16 protein-coding genes are annotated in these 15,756 nt (G+C 39.4%); 1 reads left to right on the forward strand and 15 read right to left on the reverse strand.

Going from position 1 to position 15,756, the window contains the following annotated elements; translation table 11 throughout:
• Positions 1–9: 9 nt before the first annotated feature.
• The 12 genes from ACOQO1_RS16370 to ACOQO1_RS16425 form a co-directional block, all read right to left on the reverse strand.
• A complete protein-coding gene (locus tag ACOQO1_RS16370) occupies positions 10–948 on the reverse strand; it encodes an acetylornithine carbamoyltransferase (protein WP_420604342.1) in 939 nt (312 codons plus the stop codon).
• Positions 948–1,709: a glutamate 5-kinase gene (gene proB / locus ACOQO1_RS16375; protein ID WP_420603962.1), complete on the reverse strand. Its 762-nt coding sequence runs from the start codon at positions 1,707–1,709 to the stop codon at positions 948–950. The genes ACOQO1_RS16370 and proB overlap by 1 nt, the downstream gene beginning before the upstream one ends.
• 6 nt (positions 1,710–1,715) lie before the next feature.
• Positions 1,716–2,912: a glutamate-5-semialdehyde dehydrogenase gene (locus tag ACOQO1_RS16380; protein WP_420603963.1), complete on the reverse strand. Its 1,197-nt coding sequence runs from the start codon at positions 2,910–2,912 to the stop codon at positions 1,716–1,718.
• Entirely contained in the window at positions 2,909–4,036 is a 1,128-nt protein-coding gene (locus ACOQO1_RS16385) for an aspartate aminotransferase family protein (protein WP_420603964.1), read from the reverse strand. Before ACOQO1_RS16385 ends, ACOQO1_RS16380 begins: the two co-directional genes overlap by 4 nt.
• 99 nt (positions 4,037–4,135) lie before the next feature.
• The gene (gene proC / locus ACOQO1_RS16390) at positions 4,136–4,930 is read right to left on the reverse strand and encodes a pyrroline-5-carboxylate reductase (protein WP_420603965.1); all 795 of its coding nucleotides are present in this window, start codon (positions 4,928–4,930) and stop codon (positions 4,136–4,138) included.
• Positions 4,931–4,941: 11 nt separating this feature from the next.
• Positions 4,942–5,916, reverse strand: coding sequence for an N-acetyl-gamma-glutamyl-phosphate reductase (gene argC, locus ACOQO1_RS16395; RefSeq protein ID WP_420603966.1), 975 nt, complete (start codon positions 5,914–5,916; stop codon positions 4,942–4,944).
• Positions 5,909–7,099, reverse strand: coding sequence for an argininosuccinate synthase (locus ACOQO1_RS16400; RefSeq protein ID WP_420603967.1), 1,191 nt, complete (start codon positions 7,097–7,099; stop codon positions 5,909–5,911). The genes argC and ACOQO1_RS16400 overlap by 8 nt, the downstream gene beginning before the upstream one ends.
• Positions 7,096–7,710, reverse strand: a complete 615-nt coding sequence (locus ACOQO1_RS16405; RefSeq protein WP_420603968.1) for a GNAT family N-acetyltransferase — start codon at positions 7,708–7,710, stop codon at positions 7,096–7,098. Before ACOQO1_RS16405 ends, ACOQO1_RS16400 begins: the two co-directional genes overlap by 4 nt.
• A 217-nt stretch (positions 7,711–7,927) precedes the next feature.
• Positions 7,928–9,238, reverse strand: a complete 1,311-nt coding sequence (locus ACOQO1_RS16410) for a glycosyltransferase 87 family protein (RefSeq protein WP_420603969.1) — start codon at positions 9,236–9,238, stop codon at positions 7,928–7,930.
• 267 nt (positions 9,239–9,505) lie between these two features.
• Positions 9,506–9,964 carry a GyrI-like domain-containing protein gene (locus ACOQO1_RS16415; RefSeq protein WP_420603970.1) on the reverse strand — a complete coding sequence of 153 codons (459 nt, stop codon included), beginning with the start codon at positions 9,962–9,964 and terminating at the stop codon, positions 9,506–9,508.
• 223 nt (positions 9,965–10,187) lie between these two features.
• Complete coding sequence (locus tag ACOQO1_RS16420; protein WP_420603971.1) at positions 10,188–10,910, reverse strand: helix-turn-helix transcriptional regulator; 723 nt, start codon at positions 10,908–10,910, stop codon at positions 10,188–10,190.
• Positions 10,911–11,004: 94 nt separating this feature from the next.
• Positions 11,005–11,880: a winged helix-turn-helix domain-containing protein gene (locus ACOQO1_RS16425; RefSeq protein WP_420603972.1), complete on the reverse strand. Its 876-nt coding sequence runs from the start codon at positions 11,878–11,880 to the stop codon at positions 11,005–11,007.
• A 123-nt stretch (positions 11,881–12,003) separates the two neighbouring features.
• Between ACOQO1_RS16425 and ACOQO1_RS16430 the strand changes: the two genes are divergently transcribed.
• Complete coding sequence (locus tag ACOQO1_RS16430; protein WP_420603973.1) at positions 12,004–13,116, forward strand: alpha/beta hydrolase-fold protein; 1,113 nt, start codon at positions 12,004–12,006, stop codon at positions 13,114–13,116.
• On the opposite strand, the gene ACOQO1_RS16435 is transcribed toward ACOQO1_RS16430, so the two are convergent.
• Genes ACOQO1_RS16435 through ACOQO1_RS16445 form a run of 3 tightly spaced genes read right to left on the reverse strand, consistent with a single transcriptional unit; the run spans position 13,113 to position 15,737 of the window.
• Positions 13,113–14,597, reverse strand: coding sequence for a cellulose synthase family protein (locus ACOQO1_RS16435; RefSeq protein WP_420603974.1), 1,485 nt, complete (start codon positions 14,595–14,597; stop codon positions 13,113–13,115). The genes ACOQO1_RS16430 and ACOQO1_RS16435 overlap by 4 nt on opposite strands.
• Before the next feature lies 1 nt (position 14,598).
• Positions 14,599–15,288 (reverse strand): glycosyltransferase family 2 protein, encoded by a 690-nt coding sequence (locus ACOQO1_RS16440; RefSeq protein ID WP_420603975.1) that lies wholly within the window; start codon positions 15,286–15,288, stop codon positions 14,599–14,601.
• A complete protein-coding gene (locus ACOQO1_RS16445; RefSeq protein WP_420603976.1) occupies positions 15,288–15,737 on the reverse strand; it encodes a toxin-antitoxin system YwqK family antitoxin in 450 nt (149 codons plus the stop codon). The genes ACOQO1_RS16440 and ACOQO1_RS16445 overlap by 1 nt, the downstream gene beginning before the upstream one ends.
• Positions 15,738–15,756 lie beyond the last annotated feature (19 nt).

A 15,756-nucleotide genomic window follows, 5' to 3' on the forward strand; every position in this document is an offset into this window, starting at 1 on the left:
TTTCTTGGGTTATAGGTTTTCCAATATCTTTTTTAACACAATTTGTGCGGAAAAAGTTCTGTTATTGGCCTGTTCAATCACTAATGATTGGTTTCCGTCTAAAACAGCATCTTCAACCACTACGTTTCGCCTAACAGGGAGGCAATGCATAAACTTAGCATTTCCTAGCTTTTCTGCGGTCATCATCCAATTGGAATCTTGCACCAATACTTTTCCATAATCGGTATAACTGCTCCAGTTTTTTACATAAACGAAATCTGCATCTTCCAAAGCTTTTGCTTGGTCATATTCAATTTTACATCCTTTGGTGATTTCGGGGTTCAATTCGTACCCTTTTGGATGGGTAATGACAAAATCGGCATCTTGTAATTGCATCATCTTAACAAATGAATTTCCTACTGCATGTGGCAAAGCTTTGGGATGTGGGGCCCATGATAAAACCACCTTCGGTTTGTTTTGTATTCTGTTTTCTTCCAAAGTTATGGCATCTGCCAAGGCCTGTAATGGGTGTGCGGTTGAACTTTCCATGTTCACAATGGGGATTGAGGTATATTTGGCGAAGCCGTTCAAAACCTCCTCTGCCTCATCTTTGGCTTTATCCTCCAATTTGGCAAAGGCTCTAATGGCAACCACGTCACAAAACTGGGAAACTACTTGTGCAGCCTCTTTTATATGTTCCGATGTTCCTTGATCCATAATGGTGCCATCACCATATTCCAGAGCCCATCCTTCGTTGCCAAAATTCATGACCATAACATCCATACCCAAGTTCATGGCAGCTTTTTGAGTGCTCAATCGTGTCCTGAGTGAGTTATTGAAAAACAACAAACAAATGGTTTTTCCGGTACCTAGCGCAAGATACTTCTTAGGCTCTTTTTTGAGTGCTCTGGCCTCCGCTACACATTCAGATAGATTGTCTATATCGTTTATGGAAAGGTAGTGTTTCATCATTTAATTTTTGTATGGTTTGTGGAATCTTGAAGGGCATCCTGGATGAAATTCTCATTCAAACCATTCACAATCCAAGTTTCAATTCCTGCATTTTTGGCAATGGTGGCAGCCTCTATTTTAGACTGCATCCCTCCGGTTCCGTGGGTGGATTTACCATTACCTATTTCTTTGATCAGATTTTGAAGGTCGTTTACGGCTTCAATGGTTTTTGGCTGATTGTTTTCCAAGGATTCCTTCGTATAGATTCCGTTGGTGTTTGTCGCGATCAACAACAGGTCTGCGTCCAACAAAGCAGCGGTTAACGCAGCCAACTTGTCGTTATCACCAAATTTGATTTCATCCGTTGCAACAGTATCATTTTCATTGATAATTGGGATGAAATTATTCGCCACCAAAACGTTAATGGTATTTTTAATGTTGACTTTTGAATCTGCATTTTCAAAATCGGAATAAGAAAGCAAACATTGTGAGGTAAGCAATCCCAATTCCCTAAAATTTTCCTGGAAAATCCGCATCAAATGGGGTTGACCAATGGCAGCCAATGCTTGCTTCACATTGATTTCTGGACCGGTATGTTCCAATTTTACAAACTGTTTTGCTGCTGCAATGGCCCCGGAGCTGACAATGATAAATTCATATTCATTGGAAAGCTGTGCAATCTGTCTGCCAATATCCTCCACCTTTCCTCGGGAAATCTGATTGGTTTCCTTGGTCAAGGTGTTTGAGCCTATTTTTAACAGTATTCGTTTCTTCTTCATCTTATTTTATCTGGTTTGACCATTTCCGGTAACATACCACTTGTTACTTACCAAATGTTGAAGACCAATGGGTCCTCTTTGGTGCAATTTATTCGTACTGATGGCAAGCTCTCCTCCCAAACCAAACTGACCTCCGTCCGTAAATCGTGTTGAAGCGTTGTGATAAACAGCAGCTGAGTCCACGGATTGCATAAATGTGGTTGCGGTTTCATTGTTGGCCGTAATAATGGCAGCGGAATGTCCACCGCTGTAGGTGTTTATTTTATGAATTGCTTCGGTTAAGTCGGATACCTGTCCAAGGACAATTTTGTAGTCCAAGAACTCTTCGTGCCAAACAGAATCATCTTGGATTTCAATGGTTTCGGATAAGCTGGACAACGGTTTGTCAGTTAAGATTTGAACCTTACTTTTTTGAAGTTGTTGGGCCAATTGGGTCAAAAACTCCTGTTTTCTTGGCAAATCAGCAGCAATCAGTACCTTGTCCAAAGCATTGCAGGCTGATATTTTTGTGGTTTTTGCATTGATGATGACATCCAACGCTATTTCCAGGTCAGCCTCGGAATCTACATACAAAAAGTTGTTCCCACGACCACTTACAATTACAGGGCAAGTGGCATGCTGTTTCACAAACGCAATGAGTTTTTCTCCCCCCCTGGGTACAATCAAGTCAATTTTTTGGGAAGGGTTTTCCAAAAAGTTTTGCGTTTGAGCTCTATCAAATTCTAAATAAGTGACCCAATCTTTTGAGCAGTTGTGTTCTTCCAGTGCCTTGTGCCACAGTTCTACCAAGACCAAGTTGCTGTTGAGGGATTCCTTTCCTCCCTTCAGCAATATTTTATTTCCGGATTTGAATGCAATTCCGGCAGCTTCAATGGTCACATCAGGTCTGGATTCGTAAATAATCAAGATGGTGCCAAAAGGCGCTGTTTTGTTGCTGATATGGATGCCATTTTCATGGGTAAATTGAAAACGTTCCACTCCCAAAGGGTCTTGCTGCGAAGCAAGTTGATCAAGTGATAAGACCATTCCATCAATTTTAGAGGGATCAACTTTTAAGCGATCTCCCATGGCCAAATCTTCCCCTGAATAACCGTCAAGGTCTTTTTTATTGGCCGCTAAAATTTTGGATTGTTCCAACTTCACCAATTGGGCCATGGTGGTCAAAACAGCATTTCGTTTTTCTATGGATAATACCAAACTCATTGTAATTCTACTTTTAATGCTTCAAAAAATAGGTCGATATGTTCTTTTGTGATGTTCAATGCAGGCAAAACCCGAAGCAGGTGTTTGTTTTTTGCACCTCCAGTGAACAACCTTTGATTGAAAATCAAACTTTTGCGCAGCTCTCCAACTTCAAAATCAAACTCTAATCCCAACATCAACCCTCTTCCCTTAACTCGTTTTACTTGGGGGATTTCTGCGGTTTTTTCTTTGAAATAGTTTCCTAGTTCATCTGCATTTGGAATTAAATTTTCATTTTCCAATACCTCCAAAACGGCTAAAGTTGCTGCACATGCTAGATGATTTCCACCAAAGGTGGTTCCTAAAAGTCCGTAGGATGCTTTGAACGATTCATGAATAAGTATACCTCCTACCGGAAAACCGTTGCCCATGCCTTTGGCCATGGAAATAATGTCTGGTTGTATGTTGTGGTGTTGAAAGGCAAAGAATTTTCCACTTCTACCAAATCCACACTGAATCTCGTCCGCGATAAGAACAATCCCTTTTTCTTTGGATTTTTCCGCCACAAATTGAATAAACTCGGTTGTAGGTTCATCCAAACCTCCAATACCTTGGATAGTTTCAATGATTACGGCACAATGATCGTCAGATTGAATAGCACTTTGAAAAGCTTCAAAGTTGTTCAATTCTAAAAATGTTACTTTTTGTTGCTGGTTGATAGGTGCATTAATGGAGGGGTTGTCCGTTGTGGCAACAGCTGCTGAGGTTCTCCCATGAAAACCATTTTTAAAGGCAATGACCTTGGATTTTCCAGTATGGAAAGAAGCCAGTTTTAAGGCATTTTCGTTGGCTTCCGCTCCAGAATTGCACATAAAAAGATTATAATCTTCACATTGGGACAATTCTCCCAGTTTTTCTGCTAACTTATGTTGCAATGGATTTTGGATGGAGTTACTATAAAACCCGATTTTGTCCAGTTGATTCTTAAGTCGATTCACATAATGCGGGTGGGAGTGACCAATTGAGATTACCGCATGACCTCCGTAAAAATCAAGATATGTTGAGCCTTTATCATCAGTTACCTCAATACCCTTTGCGGAAACCGGGGTTACATTGTAAAGTGGATATACGTCAAATAGTTTCATCTTTTCTTTTTTGTCATTCCCGCGGAGGCGGGAATCTTATCAATTAGGCCTCGCTACCCCTTCGACAAGCTCAGGATGACAGCTTGACCTGACATTTGTTTATCCTTTTCTGATTTTACTTATTTTTTCAAATGAGGTCACTATACCTCGAATTAGTGATGAGCTCAATCCTTGGTGTTCCATCTCGTTCAACCCTTCAATAGTGCACCCTTTGGGTGTAGTCACACGATCGATCTCTTCTTCCGGGTGGTTTCCGGATTCAATTAACAGGCTGGCAGCCCCATTACAAGTATGCATGGCCAGTTCTTGGGCTTCCTTGGCATCAAACCCTAATTGAATAGCACCTTGGGTTGTGGCCCGAATCAAACGCATCCAAAAGGCAATGCCACTGGCACAAATCACGGTTGCCGCTTGCATTTGCTCTTCAGGTATTTCCAAGGTATGACCCATTCTGTTGAAAATGGCCTTGGCCAGATCAATTCGCTTTTTACCCAATTCATTACTGCAGATACAGGTCATGGAATTTCCGACAGAAATAGCGGTATTGGGCATGCTACGGATGATGTACTTATCCGAACCGATAATTTCCTCAATTTTTGAGATGCTGAAACCCGTTATGGTACTGATGATGACATGATTTTCGGTCAAAAGGTCTTTTACTTCTTCCAAAATTGAACTGAAATGACCAGGTTGCACGGCAAAAATCAAAGTGTCCGAATTTTGGATAGCCTCTTTGTTGTTCGTGGTGACGGTGACATTACCGTACTTTTCAAATTCTTTGATTTCCGATATGTTTCGTTTGGTCAGGTACATGGTAGTAGCTCCATTGCTATGTAAAACACCTTTTGCAATGGACAATCCCAAATTTCCCGCTCCTATGATTGCTATTTTCATTTGTTTATTTTTTAAAATACTCCCGCCTTTAGTTGAAGTCCTGTTGTTTCTTCCAATCCAAACATTAGATTCATATTCTGAACAGCCTGCCCGGAAGCTCCTTTTAATAAATTATCGATGGCTGAGGTCACCAATAAAGTATCCTCATGTTTATGCAAATGCACATGGCATTGGTTGGTGTTCACTACTTGTTTTAAGTGGATGGGTTCATCCGAAACATGGGTAAAAACATCATCCTTGTAAAAATCCTGATACAATTGCTGGACATCTTCTAAACTGCCATCAAACTGGGTATAACTGGTTGCCAGAATTCCTCTTGTGAAATTTCCTCTGTTGGGCAGAAAGAACAATTTTCCAGTTTTGGTTCCGTAGGAATCCAAGCTTTCTCCAATCTCACCCAAATGTTGATGGGTAAAAGGTTTGTACCATGAAACATTGTTGTTCCGCCAACTGAAATGGGAGGTAGATGAAAGTCCAACTCCTGCTCCTGTACTTCCCGTTACCGCATTGATATGCACCTGATTTTGCAGCAAACCTGCTTTTGCCAAGGGAAGCAATCCCAATTGAATGGTGGTGGCAAAACATCCAGGGTTAGCAATATTTTCTGCCTTTTCAATACTTTCCTTGCTCAACTCGGGAAGACCATAAACAAATGTTTTTCCCTGAAAGGAGGCGTCGGCTTTCAATCGAAACTCATTGCTTAAATCCACGATCTTGGTTGTGGAATCAAAAGTGTTTTCCTTTAAAAACTTTGACGAATTGCCATGACCCAAGCAAAGGAAAACCACATCAACACTGGAATTTACTTCGCCGGTGAATTCCAAGTTCGTTACACCAAGCAAATCTGGATGGGCCGAAGTAATAGGTTTTCCAGCCCTAGTGGTACTGAACACGAAGTCGATTTCCGCTTCAGGGTGGTTAAGGAGCAATCGAATCAATTCGCCTCCTGTGTAACCGGACCCTCCAATAATTCCTGCCTTAATCATGATGTTGATTTACATGGTTAGCAATTTTTCCTGGGTTGGAAAGAATTTTGATGAATCCTTTGGCATCGTCTGCCGTCCAACCTTTGTTCATTTCACCATAACTTCCGAAAGAAGCATTCATCAAATCATGGGGAGAAGAAACTCCGTTCAATTCAAATCGATAGGGGTGCAGTGAAAGGAAAACATCTCCCGAAACATTTTTTTGGGTGTCTGCCAAAAAGGCTTCAATGTTTCGCAATACTTCGTCCAAATAATTTCCTTCATGCAATAACATTCCATAGAAATTTCCCAATTGCTCTTTTTGGTATTGCTGCCACTTACTCAGCGTATGTTTTTCCAATAAGTGGTGTGCTTTTATAATAATCAAGGGAGCTGCAGCTTCAAAACCAACTCGCCCCTTTATACCGATAATGGTATCACCCACATGAATGTCTCTGCCAATGGCATATTTTGAGGCTATGGCTTCCAATTTTTCGATGTTTTGCACAGGATTTCCTTCTTCCCCATCAACGGCAACCAATTCTCCTTGTTTAAAACTGAGTTTTAATTCTTTAGAAAACTCTTTTTCCAGTTGGCTGGGGTAAGCAGTATCGGGTAAGGGTAGATGCGAGGTCAAAGTTTCATCTCCACCTACCGATGTTCCCCATAAACCTCTATTAATGGAGTATTTTGCTTTTTCCCAAGGATAATCCACGCCATTTTTTTGCAAGTATTCAATTTCTTCTTCCCTAGCCAACTTGTTATCCCGAATTGGGGTGATGATCTCAATTTCAGGAGCCATGATCTGAAAGATCATATCAAATCGGACTTGGTCATTACCGGCGCCAGTGCTTCCATGGGCAATATACTTGGCCCCTAATTTTTTGGCGTGATTTACAATTTCAATGGCCTGAACAATTCGTTCGGCGCTTACAGAGAGCGGATACGTATTGTTTTTGAGTACATTTCCGAAGATGAGGTACTTCACCACTTTTTCGTAAAACGTTGAAACGGCATCAATGGAGGTGTACGTTGCAGCGCCAAGAGCCAATGCCTTTTGCTGGATGGATTGAATTTCTTCTTTGGAGAAACCTCCGGTATTCACACTTACGGCATGGACTTCAAAGCCTTCTTCCTGGGATAGATATTTGGCGCAATAGGAGGTGTCCAAACCACCACTGTAAGCTAAAACTAGTTTTTTCATTTTTTATTCTTTTTTAGGAAAAGTGATTGTTTGATTCGCTTTAATCTTTTAAAAGCTTTTCCATTCAATCTTTTTGATTCGGTTTTTGAGGTATCTGGGTCATATAGCATTCCTGTGCAGAGGCACATATTTCTTTCAGTCCGGGTAAGGATATCAAAGTTCTTGCAGGTTTGACAGCCTTTCCAAAATTCTGGGTCGTCTGTCAGTTCGGAAAAGGTAACAGGCTTGTAGCCCAGTGCATAATTCATTTTCATCACGGCCAACCCTGTTGTAATCCCAAAAATTTTGGCATTGGGAAACTTTTGCCTTGACAGTTCAAAAATGGCCTTCTTGATTTTTTTTGCAAGCCCTTGGTTTCTATAATCAGGGTGAACAATCAATCCGGAATTGGCTACAAAATTCTTGTTTCCCCAAACTTCTATATAACAAAATCCGGCAAACTTTTCACCATCTAGAGCAATTACGGCATTACCATTCTGAAGGCGTTTCATGATGTATTCCGGTGAGCGTTGGGCAATACCGGTACCACGAACCTTGGCAGACTCCGTTATGGTGTCGCTGATCATTTGGGCGTATTTATAATGTGATTCGTTAGCAATTACAATTTCCATTGCTATGGCGTTTTAAACTGATAAAAAAATTGAAAGCTGTATGGTTTTTGCGGAAATGGACTCACCTATTTCCATAAGTCATGTGCACCCTTACGGGCGACGGCGACGAGTGAACGGACGTACTGGAGCTGGAATGCTCAATGGAGTTAATATGTATTCTTGTCCTTTCATTATGGGATAAATGTACAAATTAATTCCAGTGAGCGTGAAAATGAGGTTATTTTTTAAAGAAATGTAACTTTTTTTCGGCTTTAGCCAGTATTTCATAAATCAGGAACCCAAAAACTAAGAGATACTCAATGGCCAATAACCACAAATTTTCATCGTAATCGGAATTTGAATAGGCATAATAGCTCAAAACAACCACAAATGACCATATAATGGCATATTGATATTTTGTGAAAATGCCCAAGGTCAAAAGGAACACAATATACCACGGATGGACCGTGCTTGACAAAAAATAGTATCCTGAAATGATAATGAGCATTGATACAATTAAAATGTTCAGGTTTTGATTTTTCCGAACGAAAGTGATTGCAAGAGTTGCTATGATCACGGAGAATGCAACAACCTTTCCATAAATTTTTACCAACTCCCATGGTTTGGCGTCAAAAAAAGTAACTCCAATTTGTTTTACCAGATTGTATATGCCTGCATTGAATTCAAAATTTGAAAACCAGAGCCCTACGGTTTCCGAATAGTTGTTGATGAAAGCTGGAGAATAGAAAGGTAAAAGTGTTAAAAGACAGGTTCCCCCCACTAAAAGATAGAACATGAAGCTTTTTTTGAATCCGAAGTGTTTTAAAAACAGGGGTAAAAACAGGATGGGAACCAATTTGACCATTATGGAAAACGAGTAGATCGGTGCCGCCCAAACCCATTTCTTTGCGGCTACCAGATAGAGCGACCACACAAAGAAAAAAAGCATCACGCCTTCAAAATGCAGATTCCCTGTCAATTCAATAATGACCAAAGGGTTTAAAAGGTACCAAAAAACCATGTGGGTGGAACGATTAAGGTGCTGTAACAACTTTCTTCCAAAGTAAATAATTCCAATATCCGCCAGAATAATGGTCAGGCGCATAATAATTATGGAGCCCAAAATACTTCCACCGCTTCCGATAGCTGCTATAGAAAATAAGAGTTGGTTAATTGGGGGATAGTTGCTAAAATGTCTGGCACTTAAATCGCCCATGCCCGCAAATAACTCCTGCGCATTTGCGATTGGTAGATTTCCCTGCAGAACCAGGTGTTTGGGTAGATGCAAATAGGGATTTATTCCATTTTTAATGAGCTCACCATCCCAGATAAACCGATAAAAATCTTGTGAAAGATTGGGTTCCGCCATCAGAAAGACCAACCGAAATAAAATACCCGAGACCATCAGGAACTTAAAGTTCCATTTTTGGAATTGGATCAGTTTGTAATGCAAAAAGAAAACGGCAATGAAGAGACCTAAAAGTTTTGGGAAATCGGTTCTGGCCAAATCGTATGCAAAACTTGCATAGAACAAAGTGCTGGCCAGCACAAGAAGAATTGGGATTTTGTTAAGTTTCCAAAATTTTATGACGTGAAGGGGCATAGCTTACCAACATCTCTTAGGTTGGTAAAAATTATAAAAATATATTTTGATTTTACTGAAATTCGTCAGTTTGAGTGAATTTTTCGAAGCATAACTTTGAAAATTTGTATCGAAAACAATAATTTCAACTCAAATACAGTTCTCGATACAATTTTGCGGAATGCAAAATCACTCGAACTGACGTTTTATGATGTGGGCTGCTTCCCGGCAAATCTACTCCGTAGCTACTAGAATTTCGGCCTCGCCATTGGTTGGATCTATGGCTTTTTCGCCATAAATCTCAATATCGGTGGTGTAGGCTCTCTTCAAATCGGTTTTCCAAATATCCATCCAGGTGTTGATCACGGCATCTTTGGTTAAATCACCCTTGGCAATGAACTTGGCATAATTGCTTGCGGGAACCATTTTAACCGTCATGTCTTCAGGAACATTATCAAGTTCAGATACATTACAACCTATAACCATGGTATAAGGCTGTGTGTGGTCTCCTTCATAATCGGTATAGATGGCATAAATGGTATCATCCACTTTATGTGGAACTCGGCTTAATGTATTTTCGGCCATAACTTTTTCCCAAAGTTGTGGAATGTCATGGTCAGCTTTTCCCGGGTCGTTGGATGTTCTAATGGACAGCCCCACAATGGTTAATTCGTCTTTTTTGGTGTTTGTCATGATGTTTGAATTTTAAGATTTGCACAAAAATATCGATGGATTATGACAAGTGTGTGTCAGGGGTGGTTTGCATTGGTCAATTCGGAGTATGGATTCGTCAATTCTTGATGGATTTTTAATAAAAATTTCCCGAACTTCACTTATCGGTTGCTAAACAATCATTAAAACGATTTTTAGCGTAAACGATAAGTGCTATTTGAAAAACACACACTTTATTGTCCAATCATTTCCCATTCTGCTCAGGATTATCCTGATAATAGGCGTCATAAGATTTGTAGTACTCTTCTAAGGTCATATTGTGCGATTCAAAATGCTGGTAGGTATTGGTGATTTTCTGAATCAAATCAATTCGGAATACCCTAAAGGCCTTCCGAAGTCGGCAATAGGCAATAAGCAACCACTTTTCCTGAGTACTGTATAAAGCAAAGGGCTCAATGTCCCTGTTTGAAGATTTTTCATCAAGAGAGTGATAATCAATGTTCAATACCTCAAAATTGGTTATGGCCGATTGAATACTCATAAGGTAATTACTGGTCTTGTGGTCGGAATAGTTGTTAAAAAAGTAGATACGCTCCGTAAGCAAACTGGCTTTTTCTTTTTGGGAACCTTTTAAAAGGGCTTTTATTTTTAGAATGGCTTCGGTATAATGCTGTACAAAGGAAACATCTTTGTTTTTAAGGATAAGTTGTTCTGCGGTTATCAGGGCATTTGCCTCCTCTTCCGTAAACATTACCGGAGGTAGATGATAACCCTCCATCATGGTGTACCCTTTGCCTTCCTCCGTAATAACGGGCACGCCGGACTTTTCCAAGGTTCTAATATCCCTATAAATGGTCCGGATGCTCACATTATGCTTTTCTGCTAGCATTTTTGCCGTTACAATTTTTGAGGACTGCAGTTGGGTCAAAATAGCGGTAAGTCTTGAAAGTCTGGGTTTTTCTTCCATCTAAACTCGGAATGTTTCTTTGGTTAAAATGATATAAAAGTAGGGATTTTGAAAATGAGCTTTTAGCTGATGGACATCTTTGAATCAAACCAATTTACCATTTAAAATCACTTATTATTTTATCATTAAAAAGCACTTTAATGGTGTCATTGTTGGTGTACGCTATATAATGCACCGTATTATCACTCTTGGATAGTTTTTTGTGCTCTAAAAACTGGGGTGTTGAATCCAAGTCATTTGGGTATGGAATGGATTTGCTCTCGCTTTTTGAAAACTTAATGTAGCTAATACTGTTTGTTGAAAGGTCAAAGACATTAATAGCATAAAAATCATCTTTGGACAGCGTGGCATTATAGATAATATGATTGCTATCTGAGGACCAATTTACCACCAATGACTCTGGTTTGGGAAAGGAATCCAATTTGTGCACTTTGCCATTTATAATGTTTTCTGTGTACAGGCCATAGTGGCTACCGTCATTCTTTATGGAAGCGATTGTTTTTCCGTTGGGAGCCAATATTTTCTTTGAGCGGTTATTTTGATTGAAAAAGAATACAATGGCCGATAATACCAACAAGAAAAACAAAAGAATCCATTTAAAGACACTTCGTTTTTTTTCTATGGGAAGGGTGCTTTCCTCGAGTTCAACTTTTTTTAGGGGCGCAACAAGTCGATATCCCTTTTTTGGAATGGTTTCTATGTATTCTGGATTGGCCCTAGAATCCCCTAATATTTTTCTTAATTCGGATATGCTCTTGTCCAGCGAATTTTCAGTTACGATAGCACCTTCCCAGGCTTTTTCCAATAAATCCTTTTTGGAAATTACTTTCCCATTGGCTTCAATCAGCACAACAAGGACTTTTGCCACTTGATTTTGTAAGTGGGTCTTCTTATTTCCATGTATCAATTCAGAAGTCCATGGATTTAATGTCCAATGTCCTATTTTGTATTGATATGTTTTTTTTGACATCCTCTGTTGGGTATAAAAACGGGAAATTGTCGAATTCAGAAATAATTCAGGTTTACACAACCCCAATTAAAAACTATTGCCATAAAATTGATAGTGGTATAAACCAAAAACAATAAAACTGCAATGCAAAATATAAAACTAATAGTAATCATGGTTTTGTTGGGCAATGTTAACATGTTTGCCCAACCCAAAACGCTAACACTTACTTCCAATATATTAAATGAAGAAAGGCAGATTTTAATTGGGCTGCCCGATTCTTATGAATACGATGGGGGAGATTTTAAGTACCCCTTGCTTTTACTGACCGATGCGGAATGGCATTTTGATATGGTTTGTAGGGCCACAAAATTGTTGTACCAAAACGGTTTTCCAAAAATTATTGTGGCTGCTATCATTAACAATAATAGAGGAAAGGATTTGACTTTTTCCAACACACCTGAAATTGACGGCAGTGGCAATGCCTATAATTTTTACCGGTTTATTAATGAGGAATTGTTGAAGCGTTTGGAGGAAGATTATAGGATATCCGATTTCAGAACCTTAATGGGCCATTCTTTGGGTGGGTTGTTTGCTGCATATTCCATCACTCAAAATACGGATGCTTTTGATGCCATAGTTGCGATAACGCCCACCATACGATGGGACAATTTTAAGCTATTGGATAGTTTTACATCAGATTTGATGAAGAAATTGAATAAATCCGGAAAACCAATTTTTATAGGGATAGGGAGTGAGACTGGACCGGAGCGTGAAGGTGTACTGCGATTGAAAAAACTATTCGAATCTCACCATTTTTCAAGTTTTGCTTATAAGGAATATTTGGATGAATCCCATGTTACGGTTCCTTGGAAGGCTTATTTTGATGGGATTAAATTCATTTTCGATCCCTTTCAGTTGCCTGCTGAATATAGTGACCTCGATTTTTCAAAGACCATGGAATATTATAAAAAAGTGGGAAGCACTTTTGACTATGACAAGCGTGTGCCCCAGCGTATTTTGTTCAATCGAGGCTATGGTGCACTTGAAGCTGACAACAACATTGAAGCAAGGAAAATATTTGAGTATTACAAGCAAGTCTATCCCAATGTCCCAATTCCCTACACGGCCTTGGGAGACATTAATTTCGATTTGAAGAAATACCCTGTATCCAAAGAGAATTATGAGATGGCCTACAAATTATTTCCCACGGATTATGTAAAGAAAAGAATTGAAGCCCTTGAAAAATTGATAGATTAAGCTTTGGACGTAAGCGACTTAAAGAATACAAAGCCAAAGCCCAAAAACAACATTAAATGAAAAGGAAACAATCCGAAATCATTTAAGGGAATAGCACTGTACATTCCGAACAGGAAATAAATCATTAGTGCAAATTCCAAAATCATATTTGGAGATAATTTCTTGGCCAGATACTTATTGCCTTTCCAACTATCCGTTAGGTTATTGATGTTGAATTTTGGGGTACGCACAAATTCGCTGCGTTTACCCATGTGGCCTTCCAAAACAGCAACGGTATTGTGCAGAGAAAATCCAAGTGCAACGGAGAAAAAAGTAAAGAAGAGCTTTATATAGTCAACAAAATTATCAAAACTACTTCCCTGTATGCTCTTGTATGTAAACCAATAACAAATGAACAGAATAATGGTGCTGATGATAAAGAAACTGGTAACTTCAAATACCCAGCCCAAATGGCCGTACATGTTTTTAATATAGAGCATTGGAATGCTTAACAGTGCAACAATAAAAACGCACAGGAACATAGAACTGTTGAGCAAGTGCATAACTCCGTGGAATTTTGTCTTGAACGAGATGTTTTTAGCAGTGATAACGCTCCAAACTGTTTTTCTGAAGTTTTCTGCACCTCCCTTGTTCCAACGGAATTGTTGCGAACGCGCCGCGCTAATTACAACAGGAAGCTCAGCTGGGGTCTCCACATCTTCCAAATATTTGAATTTCCAATTTTTTAACTGGGCTCTATAACTAAGGTCAAGGTCTTCCGTTAGGGTATCTCCTTCCCAGTTCCCGGCATCCAAAATGCATTCTTTTCTCCAGATTCCGGCAGTACCATTAAAATTGATAAAATGTCCCTTGGAATTTCTGCCCACCTGTTCTAAAGTGAAATGGGCATCTAACGCAAAAGCCTGGATTTTGGTCAATGTGGAATAATCTCTGTTGATGTGTCCCCATCTGGTTTGGACAACACCTATTTCTTCATCCTTAAAATAGGGAACGGTCTTTTTTAACCAATCGCTCTCCGGTAGAAAGTCGGCATCAAAGATGGCCACAAAATCACCTTTTGCAATTTCAAGACCTTCTTTTAGGGCACCAGCTTTAAAACCTTGGCGGTTTTCACGTCTTATGTGTGTTATATCAAGCCCTGTTTTCTGAAGAGCCTCAATTCTTTCAGCGGTATCAATTACGGTATCATCCGTGGAATCATCCAACACTTGAATTTCCAATTTGCTTTTTGGATATTCTATTTTGGAGATGTTTTCCAAGAGGCGCTCCATCACATATTCCTCATTATAAATGGGAAGCTGAATAGTGACAAATGGAATTTCCTTTGGATCTAGAAGATTGAATTTGGGCGCTTCTTCATTTCGTCTTTTATTGCCCAAATAGTTGATCAACAGATTTAGCTGTGCCAAACTGTAGAAGAATATCAAAATCAAGGCCGTACTATAAATAGCGATGATAATAAAAGCGATTGTAAGTCCCATATTATTTTATACTGTATTTAAAAATCCAACCTAGAATTTTTATGCCTGCAAATATAGCACCTTTTACGGTTCCTGAAACTTTTGAGACACCTATTCTCTTTTTATAACGCACTGGTACTTCGGTATATGCCAGTTTTTTACGTAGTGCTTTTAACTGCATTTCCACGGTCCAACCATAGGTTTTGTCCTGCATTTCCAGCGCTTGGAGCTTATCATATTTAATGGCTCTGAAAGGTCCCAAATCGGTGAATTTAGCTCCAAAAAACAAACGCATTAAAAAAGTGGCCAACTCATTTCCAAAGATTTGTGGAAAGGTCATTGAGCCCGCTTCGCGTAGTTCTTTTTTTCGTGCTCCAATGACTAGATCCATATTCTCGTTCAATATTGGAGCCACTATTTTATCCAATTCCTCTGGATAGTCTGAATAGTCTCCGTCGATAAATACGATAATATCCGGTGCTTTGGATTGTTTACCGATGTAATCCAATCCCTTTAAGCAGGCAAAACCGTACCCTCTTTGGTTTTCAGTAAGTACTGTGGCACCCGCTTTTTGGGCATTTTCTATGGTATTGTCCGTTGACCCATTGTTGACAACTATTATTTCTGAAACCGATTTAGGAAGTTCAGATACTACCTTGCCAATGGAATCTCCTTCGTTTACCGCGGGAATTATTACCTTGATGTCTGCCATTACTTTAAATCGGAAAGTTTGTTTTCCTTTTTGAAGCTGTTAAAGCTAAACCATTCTTTTATCTTTTTACCGTTTTTATATTTTTCTGCCGATTTTAATTCTTCGTCCATATACTTAAGGCAATACCCATTCTTAATACCATTTTGGAGCTGACATTTGTGGTTCACTTTTTCGTTTTCATCATAAAAAAGCCACCACTTCACCTTTTTTCCTTGCTTAAAATGCCCTTCCATTTTCAGTTTGCCTTCTTTGGTGCGAAAAAACCAATAACCGTCACGAAGATTCATTTTATAGGGCCCTTGTGCCATTAGTTTCCCGTTGTAATGATAATACTTCCAAAACTCCTCTTTGGACTGATGAACCTTCCAACCTTCGGCTTTTAGTCTACCATTATTATGGTATTCCCGATGGTACTTTTTATCGGGATTGATAACAAAAAGAAGAAGCAAAAACCCGAAACGGATCATA

The organism is Flagellimonas sp., assembly GCF_965222555.1.
Classification (GTDB): domain Bacteria; phylum Bacteroidota; class Bacteroidia; order Flavobacteriales; family Flavobacteriaceae; genus Flagellimonas.